Genomic DNA, 11,276 nt, shown 5'->3' with positions numbered 1-11,276 from the left:
CAGGCCCAGCTCGCAATACACCCGCCAGACCCGTTTGTGGTTCCAAGGGCGGCCATCCAGGCGCAGTCGGTCGAAGCATTTCCTGCAACCCCCAGCGGCCGTTGCGCTCGACCACGCCATTGAGCGCATCGATCACCTCGGCATCCTTCTCCTGCGGCAGCGGCGGCGTCTTGTAGTACGCCGCCCGCGACAAGCCTGCGGCCCTGCAGGCTCGCGTGACCGGCAGGCGATGCTCGGTCACCATGGCCGAGACCACCTGCCGCTTCGCGGACGGCGTCAGAATTTTTTTGCCAGCACGTCCTTGATCGCCGCGTTCTCCAGCGCCAGGTCCGCATACATGCGCTTGAGCCGGGCGTTCTCCGCTTCCAGCTCGCGCATGCGCGTCAGGTCCGAGACCGTCGCGCCCGCTCAATTGCTCTTCCACGCGTAGTACGTCGGCGCGCTGATGCCGTGCTTGCGGCACACCTCGGCCACCGGCAGCCCGGCCTCTCCTTCTTTCAGGATCACCACGATCTGGCTCTCGCTGAACTTGCTCTTCCTCATCGGCTCGCTCCTTTCGGACTGGGCCGCATTCTCTGGTTTCGGCTGTCTACTTGCAGGGGGAGCTTACGATGATCACATAGGATTCAATACTTCCCCACCCACTCTGGTTTTTATCGGCTTACAAGGTGAACCAAGACAAACCATGTCGGCTGGTAAATCGCTAAAAACAGAACTGCGTGCGCCCACTACTGTTCTTGATCCGATAGTCGTTCCGGGGGCTACAAAAGTGTCAGCCGCTAGCCAGCACTGGTCTCCAATTTTTATGTGTTGGCCCCTGATTGGGAAGTCTATCTTTTGGTAGTCATGGTCACCTGCGCACAGATAGCTGCGTTGCGAAATGACGGAATGTGCTCCAATCGAAATTTCCCCCAAACTGTATATTACTGCATTGTCGCCGATCCATGAATAATCGCCAATTTCAACTTTCCAGGGATATGTGAACGTGGCTGTTGGGCGAATAACTACGTTTTTTCCTACCTTGGCGCCGAATATTCTTAGCAAAGCTGCGCGGTAGCTATAGGCAAACTGGGGTGAGCAGCGAAATAGTGTTGATTGCACTGCCCACCAGAGTTGAACATACCATCCGGGGCGTCCCCGGAAGCCTGCTGGTATTCGAAATCTGGAAAGGTCTTGCAGCATGATTTTTAATTTTAATTAAGCGAATGATGACAAATTTCTTGTAATAATTTTTGTAATTCTTGCTCGCTATTCTTTGCGGTTCTCTGGTAATGCTTTATTATTTCTTGGCGCCGATTTAATCGCTGCGCAGAATTTAGTGTGATCAATTCTTGCAGTTTTTGTAGTGATTTTTCTTCGAACGTTTCAGCAGGCTGAGCTGATCCACAGTGATCGGGCAGCATGCCCCCAATACAGCCTCGCTGCATAGCCACTACAGTCGCGCCAGCTTGGAGTGCCTCGTGCAGGGTGACTGGTTCAGCTTCATTGGCATAACGTGTAGGGAACAACAATAAGTCAATTTCCTGAAAAAAACGCTGCTTATCTGGGCCATATAACGGGCCTAAATGTTTTGTATGTGGCAATTTCAAGAGTTCATTTTGAAACTTGTGCTTAATGCTTGAATCCACTGGCCCAACAATTTCTGCTTGATAGCTTAATCCAATTTCTGATGCGCGCCGAATTACTGCAAAGAAATCAAATATGCCCTTTTCTGTTGTGATGTTTGATAGAAATCCTATCTTCACTGGATTGGTTTCTTGTGGATGATTTGCGTCGACTGGCGTGAAATCTGTATTTGGTAGGAATGCGGCATTTGATAATATGGTTATTTTTGATTTTGATACTTTGTAGGTTGAGGCTAAGGCAGCGGCCATTTCTGCGCATAAGGTTATGTGCCGGGCTGGTCCCATTATGTATATGCAAGTGGCAGTTATGCGCGATGGTTTATTTAGATAAGCGAAGCTGTGGTGGTGAACATAGATTGGTATTCTAAGTAGGCGGGCGATCGCAAAAAATGGCAAATCAAGCAATTGTCCTTTCCCGCCTGAAAACCCTGCGTATAGCGACTTTGGATGACATAATGATGCAGCAAAAAAACTAATAATTAACACTACCCATTCAATGAAAAATTTTATTGAACTGAGTTTGCCGGTGTTTTTTGACGCTCTATTAAAGACTTGCGTTAAATTTTTATTTGATAAACGATCTAACATGGCTGCATTGATTGCGGAAAATCCATGTACTGGGGGGGGGATTGGCCCCAGAAAAAGAACTTTTTTTTCCGACATGTACTGTGATAATTTTGAATATATTTTAATGTGCTATTTTATGATTTTGCTGATGATATTTTTATCAATTTAGTTTCGACCGATCGAGTGGTACTCGAGCCCGAAGGAGCGGATCAGCTCCGGCTCGTACAGGTTGCGGCCGTCGAAGACGATCCTGTCCTTGAGGCCCGAGGCGATGTCGCCGAAGTCCGGCGTGCGGAACTCCTTCCACTCGGTGACGATCACCAGCGCGTCGGCGCCTTCGAGTGCCTGCTTCTGGCCTTCGGCGTAGCTCAGGCCCGTCCAGCCTTCCATCACCCGCTGTGCCTCGGTGGCCGCCACCGGGTCATAAGCCTGCACCTTGGCGCCACGCGCCAGCAGCTCCTGGATGATCACGCGGCTCGGCGCCTCGCGCATGTCGTCGGTGTTGGGCTTGAAGGCCAGACCCCACATCGCGAAGGTCTTGCCCGACAGGTCCTCGCCGTACTTGGCCACGATCTTGTGCACGAGGACCATCTTCTGTTCCTCGTTGACCTCCTCGACCGCGGTCAGCATCTTGCTCGGCATGCCGTTCTCGGCCGCGATCATCGCCAGCGCCTTCACGTCCTTCGGGAAGCAGCTGCCGCCGTAGCCCACGCCCGGGTACAGGAACTGCGTGCCGATGCGCGGATCCGAGCCGATGCCCACCCGCACCATCTCGATGTCGGCTCCCACCTTCTCGGCCAGCCGGCTCATCTCGTTCATGAAGCTGATGCGCGTGGCCAGCATGCAGTTGGCCGCGTACTTGATGAACTCCGCCGAGCGGATGTCGGTGATGATCATCCGGTCGCGGTTGCGCACGAAGGGCTGGTACAGCGCCTTCATCAGCAGGATCGCGCGCTCGTCCTCGGCGCCCACCACGATGCGGTCCGGGCGCATGAAGTCCGCCACCGCCGCGCCTTCCTTCAGGAACTCGGGGTTCGAGCACACCGAGAACTCCATCTCCGACAGGCCGCGCTTGGCCAGTTCGTCGGCCACCGCCGCACGCACCTTGTCGCCCGTGCCCACCGGCACCGTGCTCTTGTCGACGATCACCTTGTGGTCGGTCATCAGCCGGCCGATGTTGCGCGCCGCCGCGGTGACGTACTGCAGGTCCGCCGAGCCGTCCTCGTCCGGCGGCGTGCCCACCGCGATGAACTGCAGCGTGCCGTGCGCCACCGACTTCTCGATGTCGGTGGTGAACTCCAGCCGGCCCGCCGCCACGTTGCGCCGCACCACTTCCAGCAGCCCCGGCTCGTGGATCGGGATGCCCCCGTCGTTCAGGATCCTGATCTTGGCCGGATCCACGTCCAGGCACATCACATGGTTGCCCATTTCCGACAGGCAGGCGCCGGTCACAAGGCCCACATAGCCGGTGCCGATGACGGTGACTTTCATAGTTCAGCTTTCTTTCTTGCAGATAAGAGGATGGAGGGAAAGGCGGGGCAGCCGTGGCTGCGCCGAGAAATGCATGGAAGGGGTGTGTTGTCTTGCGTGGGTGCCCGCCTGCGCGGGCATGACGGGTGGTGGTGGGGGCGGCGGCGTCGGGTGGGGGAGGGCAGCGCGGCCGGTGCCGCGCAGGCGCCTCAGTACGCGTTGCTGTCCGCCACCGTCAGCTTGATGGTGCGCGCGATGATGCGCAGGTCCATCGTCAGCGACCAGTTGCGCAGGTAGTCGATGTCGTAGCGCACGCGCTCAGCCATCTTCTCGATGGTGTCGGTCTCGCCACGCAGGCCGTTGACCTGGGCCCAGCCGGTGATGCCGGGCTTGACCTTGTGGCGCAGCATGTAGGCCTTGACCAGCTCGCGGTATTCCTCGTTGTGGGCGACAGCGTGCGGGCGCGGGCCGACGATGCTCATGCGGCCCTGCAGCACGTTGATGAACTGCGGCAGCTCGTCCAGCGAGGTCTTGCGGATGAAGGCGCCGAACGGGGTCACCCGCGGGTCGCCCTTGGTCGCCTGGGTGACCTTGGCGCCGTTCTCCATCACCCGCATCGAGCGGAACTTGTAGACGGTGATGTCCTCGCCGTCCAGGCCGCCGCGCTTCTGCTTGAAGATGATCGGGCCGGGCGAGCTGATGCGCACGCCGATGGCCACCCCGATCAGCAGCGGCGAGATCAGCACCAGGATGATGCTGCCCAGCACGATGTCCGACAGGCGCTTGATCAGGCCGTTGATGCCGACGAACGGGCTCTCCAGCAGGCTGACGACCGGCAGGCCGTCCATGTTGCGCATGCGCCCCTGGATGACGTTGACGCCGAAGACATCGGGCACGAAGTAGATGGAGACGGCGCTGTCGTGCAGCGCGGCGATCATGCGCTCGATGCGCGGCTGCGAGCTGAGCGGCAGCGTGATGTAGACATCCTTGATGTTGTGGCGGCGGATGCACTCGACCGCCTCGTCGATGCGGCCGACGATGTGCTCGCGCGTGCTGGGGTCGCAGCGGCTGGCGTCGCGGTCTTCCAGATGGCCGATGAAGTCATGGCCGAAGGACTTGCGGTGCAGCAGCATGTTCCCCACCTTGGCGCCCAGCGGGCCGGCGCCGATCACCAGCGCGGAGCGGCGTGCCTCGGGCCGGAGCGCGTGGCGGCGCATCACCGCACCCCCCAACAGCACGGCCGCGAACTGCACCACCGGCGTCAGCACCGCCCACCACACCAGCACCGAGCTGTCGAAGAACTTGAAGCTCTTGGTGGCGAAGCCGCACAGCACCAGGATGGCCATGACGGTGGCCCAGGCGGCGCACAGGTCGACCAGGGCGTTCAGGCGGTTCTCGTAGAAGCGGTTGGTGCCGGGAAAGACCAGCAGCATCACCAGGATGCTGAGCAGCATCGAGGCGCGGTCCAGCACATGCCCGTGCGCGAAGTGCACCGCCAGGAAGGTGGCCACCGCGAGGATGGGCTCGAGCACCGCGGCCATGAACACCGGCACGGACGGCGGCGGTGGAGAGAAGGGCAGTGCGTCCATCGGCGCGCCACCGGCGCGGTTGATCTTGAACGCGCTGGGCGGATGCTGGACTGGAACTTCTGCGCTCATGCGTGTTTCCCCTGAGTTCTTCGTGAGTGTCTGATGAGATGGAGCATCATTCATGCCTTGTCCCGCAAATCGAGTCCGTCTCGGAGAGATAAGACACGGAAATTCTGATCAATCCGCGCGATGTGTTGTCACGACCTGGGTCGGGCAGCAACAGTCATTGCAAACGGAGAGCTTGTCCGGTACCCGAGCGTATGGAGGCGGCCGGGTGCAGGCCGGACGGGGTGGAGACGGTGGCGCGGATCTCGCGCCCCAGCGCCAGGATCTCGTGCACCCAGCGCGCGGCGTGGGTCTCCGGGCTGTCGGTGATGGCGCCGTGGTCCAGGCCAGCCAGCACTTCCTCCAGGCCCTCGCGCAGGCTGATCTGCGGCCGGAAGCCGAGCAGGTCATGCGCCTTGCGGCCTTCCGGGGCCAGATCGTGCGGGTCCGGCGCGGCGCCGTCGGCCACGATGCGCAGATGGCTGCCCAGCGTCTGGCGCAGCGCCTCGGCGATCTCGGCGGTGCACAGCGTCAGGTGGCTGATGTCGAAGATCTGCCGCGAGATGTTGTTCACTGGCGCGTCCAGCACCGCGGTCAGCGCGCTGACCGCGTCGCGCACATGCAGATGGGCGCGCCGGCGCTGGCCGCCCTGGTCGAGCGTGACGCTGCGCAGGCGCAGCGCGCTCAGCGTCATCGCGTTGATCGTCAGGTCGAAGCGCATGCGCGCCGAGCGGCCGAACACCTGGCCGAGCCGCAGCACCACCGGCGCGAAGCCGTCGCCGGCCAGCGGCAGCACCGCGGCTTCGGTGTGCAGCACGCCGTGGGCGTGGCGGGTCAGCGGGTGGGGCGGGGTCAGCTCGTTCAGGCTCTGGCCGGGCCGCTGGCCGTAGACATCGCAGCTGCTGATCAGCAGATGGCGAGACACGCCGCAGCTGCGTGCCAGCCGCGCCAGCCGCACCTGGGCGTGGTGATGGGCCAGCCCGTTCCAGCTCGGGTCCAGCTCGGAGACCGGATCGCTCGACAGGCCGGCCAGGTCGATCAGCGCCTGCATGCCGGTGAGGTGCTCACGCCGCAGGCCGCGAATGTCCATGCGCAGGATCTGCAGCCGGGGGTGATGCGTCAGTTCGGCCAGCGCGCGGTCCCCGAACAGCATGCTGTCGACCGCCGTGACCCGGTGCCCCTGCGCCAGCAGCTCGCGCACCAGCGCCGAGCCGATGTAGCCGGCGGCCCCGGTGACCAGGATGGACAGGCTGCGGCAGGTCATGAGGTGAGGGGCAGGGCGTGGGCGGGCGCAAGAAAGAAGAATGTGCCCTGCACGCGCATGCAAGATTCATCCCGCGAATGCGGGGTGGCGCTGGTCGGCGTGGCCGGATCGGGAATATGTCCCGTCGAGCTGCGCTCAGCAGGCCACGCTTTCCTGCATCAGCGTGTGCCGGATGATGTCGCAGGCGCGCTGCACGTCCTCGTCGCTCACGCCCTGGTGGATCGGCAGGCACAGGCCTTCGCCGAACAGGGTGTCGCAGATCGGCAGGTCGACCGCGTCGATCAGGCCCTGCAGGCAGGGCTGGCGGTGCAGCGGGTAGAACATCGAGCGGGTCTGGATGCTCGCGTTCTCCAGCGCCTCGCGCAGCTCGGGCATGCGCGGGCACAGCAGCGGGAAGCGGAAGGGAATGAAGTCGGAGTTGGGATCGAGCCGCATCAGGCGCATCTGCGGCAGGCCGGCCAGGGTCTCGGCGTAGAGGTTGTAGCGACGCAGCCGGTCGGCGCGCACCTGCGGCAGCCGCGCCAGCTGGGCGTTGCCCAGCGCGCACTGCAGATCGGTGACGCGGAAGTTCATGCCCAGCATCTCGTGCACGAAGGTGCCGCTGGACTCGCGGCCCTGGTTGCGGATCAGGCTGATGCGCCGCGCCAGCGCCGGATCGCGCGCCATGACCACCGCGCCTTCGCCCATCGTGATCGACTTGTCGGCGAAGAAGGAGATCACGCCGACATCGCCGAAGGTGCCGGCATGCTGGCCGCGGTAGCGCACGCCGCAGGCCTGGGCGGCATCCTCGATGACCGCCAGGCCGCGGCGCCGGCCGAGCTGGGCGATCTCGGCCGCGTTGGCGGCCTGGCCGTAGATGTGCACCGGCATCAGCGCCGAGGTGCGCGAGGTGATCGCGCGCTCGAAGGCCTCGGGCCGGGCGGCGAAGGTGTTCGGGTCCACATCGATCAGCACCGGCTTCAGCCCGGCAAACACCGCCGCGCTGGCCGAGGCCATGAAGGTGAAGCCGGGAATGATGATCTCGCTGCCGCGCGGCAGGTCGAGCGCCAGCAGCGCCAGGAACAGGCCGAGCGTGCCGTTGGGCGCGAAGGAGATGTGCGGCGAGCCGGTGAGCTGACCGAGGTTCTGGCGGAAGGCGGCGGCGGCCGGGCCTTCCGTCAGCCAGTTGCGTTCCAGACAGGCTTCGATCGCTTCGGTCTCCGGGCGACCGATCCAGGGCTGGACTTGCTGGACACGTTGGATCTGCATGTTGTCGAATCCCCCAGGAAAGACAAGGAAATGGCGTGAGGTGGGCTCTTTTCAGGGCAGATGCCAGCGTATGACAGCCATGCGACGGACGGCGCGTTACCGGCTCAGCCGCTGCGCCTGTGGCGTGCGAACTGACCGAGTGCGCCCCACACGAACAGGGTGTTATGCACCAGATAGCGGCGCCAGAGCCGGCGAGGTTCCTGGACCAGGCGATAGAACCATTCCAGGCCGTGATCGCGCATCCACTGCGGCGCGCGGCTGACGGTGCCGGCATGAAAGTCGATGCCTGCGCCGATGCCCAGCGTGACCGCGCGCACCGCCGGCCGGTGCTCGAACATCCAGCGGTCTTCCTTCGGGCAGCCCAGGCCGGTCATCACCAGATGCGCGCCGGAGGCGTTGATGTGCGCGATGTCGGCGGCATCCTCCTGGGGCGTCAGCGGCCGGAAGGGCGGCGAGTGCCGTCCGACGATGCGCAGCCGCGGGTGCGAGCGCGCCAGCGCGGCGCACAGGCGGTCGAGCGTGGCGTCGGTGGTGCCGTACAGATAGATGCCCAGGCCGCGGTCCTCGGCCGCATCGAGCAGCCGGCCCATCAGGTCGGGGCCGTTGATGCGCTGCTGGCCGGGGTCGGCGGTGCGGCGCAGCATCCAGGCGACCGGCCAGCCGTCGGGCGTGACCATGTCGGCGGCGCGGATGTGGCGCCCGTGGGCGGCGTCGCGGCTGGCGCGCACGATCGAGTGCGCATCGCAGATCGACACATAGCGGGGCTCGTGCGCCTCGGCCCAGTGGCAGATGCGGTCGATCGCTGTGTCCCAGTCGATCAGGTCGACCGGAATGCCGAGCACCGGCGCGGTGCGGCGTGCCGCCGGGGCTGCAAGGTGCGTGTCGGACGTGTCGGGCATGGCTCGGGCGGCCTTTCAGCGGCGCGCGAGCAGCTGCCGGGCGGCGCGGTAGAGAAATTCGGTGTTGGTCGTCAGGTAGCGCGGCCCCAGGCGGCGCGGCTCGGACCAGAAGCGGTGCAGCCATTCGAGGCCGATGTCCTGCATCCACTGCGGCGCGCGGCGGATCACGCCGGCGTGATAGTCGAAGGCCGCGCCGACGCCGATGGTGACCGCCTGGATGCGATGGCGGTGCGCGGCCATCCAGCGTTCCTGCTTCGGGCAGCCCAGGCTGACCCAGACGGTGCGCGCGCCCGAGGCGTTGATGCGCTGGATGATCTGCTCGTCTTCCTCGGGTGTCAGCGGCCGGAAGGGCGGCGAGCAGACCCCGGCGATGCGCAGCGCCGGAAAGCGCTCATGCAGGCGCTGCTGCAGCCGCTCGAGCGTGGCTGGCGTGCTGCCGTAGAGAAAGACCGCCTCGCCGCGCTGCTCGGCCTGGGCGAAGTAGCGCAGCATCAGGTCCGGGCCGTTGATGCGGCGCTGGTCGGCATGACCGAGGCGACGCAGCATCCAGGCGACCGGCGCGCCGTCGGCGGTGGCCATGTCGGCGTCCTCGATCACCTTCATGAACTCGGGATCGTTGCGGGCGGTCACCACCGAATGCACGTTGCAGATGCAGACATAGCGGCTTTCCCGGCGCGACGCCCAGCGGCCGATGGTGCGGCAGGCGTCGTCCCAGTCGAGCACATCGATGGGCACGCCGACCACACGCTCCACGGTGCGGCCTTCAGAAGCGGGCATCGGTTCCGAGAAGGTCGACGGCAGTGAAAATTCGGGCCGGTGGAGCATGGTTGGGGGTCGAGAAGATGCCGCATGGTAGGCAGGCATCTGCAAGAGTCCCAGTCAATATTGCCCACGTCCCCCCGGTACTCGGGGGGCGTCCGAACCGCTCAAAGGCGCCAGACGTGCAATCCGGCATCCCTTAACGCCTTTTCATCCAGACCCGATTTGACATCGATGACACAGCCGCCCTTGATCAGCTTGCGGGTGAAGTCCTCGAGGCCGAGCGCACGGAAACCACGGTGCGCGACCGCCGCGACGATGGCGTCCGCGCGGGGCAGATCGGCCCAGTCGAGCAGGCGCACGCCGTATTCGTGCATCGCCTCGTCCGGGTCGGCCATCGGGTCGTGCACGAAGACCTCCACGCCGTAGCTGCGCAGCTCGGTGATGATGTCCACCACCTTGCTGTTGCGCAGGTCCGGGCAGTTCTCCTTGAAGGTCAGGCCCAGGATGTTGACCCGCGAGCCCTTGATGTAGCTGCCGGCGGCGATCATCTGCTTGACGGTCTGCTCGGCGATGAACTTGCCCATGCCGTCGTTGATGCGCCGCCCGGCCAGGATCACCTGCGGGTGGTAGCCCAGCATCTCGGCCTTGTGCGTCAGGTAGTAGGGATCGACGCCGATGCAGTGCCCGCCCACCAGGCCGGGGCGGAAGGGCAGGAAGTTCCACTTGGTGCCGGCGGCTTCGAGCACCTCGGTGGTGTCGATGCCGATCTTGTCGAAGATGATGGCCAGCTCGTTCATCAGCGCGATGTTGAGGTCGCGCTGGGTGTTCTCGATCACCTTGCAGGCCTCAGCGACCTTGATGCTGGAGCAGCGGTGCACGCCCGGCTCGACGATGGTCTCGTAGAGCGCGGCGACCTGCTCGAGCGTGGCCTCGCTGTCGCCGGCCACCACCTTGACGACATTGGTCAGCCGGTGCTCGCGGTCGCCGGGGTTGATGCGCTCGGGGCTGTAGCCGACGAAGAAGTCGCGCTTCCAGGTCTTGCCCGAGGCGCGCTCCAGCTCGGGAATGCAGACCTCCTCGGTGGCGCCGGGGTAGACGGTCGACTCGAAGATGACGGTGGCGCCTTTCTTCAGGTTCGGCCCGATGGTGCGGCTGGCGCCGATCAGCGGCCCGAAATCGGGAATGCGCGCCTGGTCGACCGGCGTGGGCACCGCGACGATGATGAAGTCGGCCTCGCGCAGCACCGCCGGGTCGCTGCTGTAGCGCGCGTGCACCGCCGCGGCCATGTCCGCGTCCGGGATCTCGCGCGAGGGGTCCTGCCCGGCCTGGCAGCGGGCGATCTTGTCGTGGGCGATGTCGAAGCCGATCGTCGGCAGGCGGCGGCCGAACTCGACGACGAGCGGCAGGCCGACATAGCCGACGCCGATGACGGCGACGGTGGGGACTGGATGCATTGTGCGGTGTGAAGATGCCGCGCTCTGGCGGCAGAGATCCTATTGTCTCCGACGCGAGTCTCCACCTGGGTGCAAGGCCTGTCAGGCTTGCCGCATCGGCAGCCCATCCTGCGCCCTGCCTCGGGTCTGTCTTGCGGAAGTCCTGGTCATGTAATCCAGAGAAAGACGGAGGCCTCCAGGGCGATTGCATTAGCCATCGCTCGAAATTTGTGCCTGGATGACTGATCGGGGCGTCAAGCCGAAGAGCCCTTGCAGGTAGTCATCGCTCCAGCCCATGCGCTTGCGCTTGGTCTTCTGGCTGCCCTTGCTGGCGTCGAGCTTGATCTGGTTCTGCGCGATGCGCCGCAGCGTGG

Annotated in this window: 9 protein-coding genes and 1 pseudogene; all 10 read right to left on the bottom strand. The window is 63.9% G+C overall.

What is annotated here, in order from left to right; all coding sequences use genetic code 11:
• Positions 1–543 (bottom strand): annotated as a pseudogene (locus tag NFT33_RS16505) (transposase); the annotation flags it as partial.
• Between the two features lie 72 nt (positions 544–615).
• Positions 616–1,182 carry a putative colanic acid biosynthesis acetyltransferase gene (locus NFT33_RS16500; RefSeq protein ID WP_309296162.1) on the bottom strand — a complete coding sequence of 189 codons (567 nt, stop codon included), beginning with the start codon at positions 1,180–1,182 and terminating at the stop codon, positions 616–618.
• 11 nt (positions 1,183–1,193) lie between these two features.
• On the bottom strand, positions 1,194–2,288 hold the full coding sequence (locus NFT33_RS16495) for a glycosyltransferase family 4 protein (protein ID WP_251676972.1): 1,095 nt from the start codon (positions 2,286–2,288) through the stop codon (positions 1,194–1,196).
• A 69-nt stretch (positions 2,289–2,357) separates the two neighbouring features.
• The gene (locus NFT33_RS16490; protein WP_251676970.1) at positions 2,358–3,683 is read right to left on the bottom strand and encodes a UDP-glucose dehydrogenase family protein; all 1,326 of its coding nucleotides are present in this window, start codon (positions 3,681–3,683) and stop codon (positions 2,358–2,360) included.
• A 188-nt stretch (positions 3,684–3,871) separates the two neighbouring features.
• Positions 3,872–5,320 (bottom strand): undecaprenyl-phosphate glucose phosphotransferase, encoded by a 1,449-nt coding sequence (locus NFT33_RS16485; RefSeq protein ID WP_251676968.1) that lies wholly within the window; start codon positions 5,318–5,320, stop codon positions 3,872–3,874.
• Positions 5,321–5,474: 154 nt separating this feature from the next.
• Complete coding sequence (locus NFT33_RS16480; protein ID WP_251676966.1) at positions 5,475–6,560, bottom strand: NAD-dependent epimerase/dehydratase family protein; 1,086 nt, start codon at positions 6,558–6,560, stop codon at positions 5,475–5,477.
• Between the two features lie 135 nt (positions 6,561–6,695).
• A complete protein-coding gene (locus NFT33_RS16475; protein ID WP_251676964.1) occupies positions 6,696–7,808 on the bottom strand; it encodes a DegT/DnrJ/EryC1/StrS family aminotransferase in 1,113 nt (370 codons plus the stop codon).
• 104 nt (positions 7,809–7,912) lie between these two features.
• Complete coding sequence (locus NFT33_RS16470; RefSeq protein WP_251676962.1) at positions 7,913–8,707, bottom strand: WecB/TagA/CpsF family glycosyltransferase; 795 nt, start codon at positions 8,705–8,707, stop codon at positions 7,913–7,915.
• Between the two features lie 15 nt (positions 8,708–8,722).
• The gene (locus NFT33_RS16465) at positions 8,723–9,484 is read right to left on the bottom strand and encodes a WecB/TagA/CpsF family glycosyltransferase (protein WP_251676960.1); all 762 of its coding nucleotides are present in this window, start codon (positions 9,482–9,484) and stop codon (positions 8,723–8,725) included.
• A gap of 149 nt (positions 9,485–9,633) precedes the next feature.
• The gene (locus NFT33_RS16460; protein WP_251676958.1) at positions 9,634–10,923 is read right to left on the bottom strand and encodes a nucleotide sugar dehydrogenase; all 1,290 of its coding nucleotides are present in this window, start codon (positions 10,921–10,923) and stop codon (positions 9,634–9,636) included.
• Positions 10,924–11,276: the final 353 nt, after the last annotated feature.

It is taken from the genome of Sphaerotilus sp. FB-3 (assembly GCF_023706025.1).
Taxonomy (GTDB): domain Bacteria; phylum Pseudomonadota; class Gammaproteobacteria; order Burkholderiales; family Burkholderiaceae_C; genus Sphaerotilus; species Sphaerotilus sulfidivorans.
This window is presented reverse-complemented; position numbering and strand designations above follow the sequence as displayed.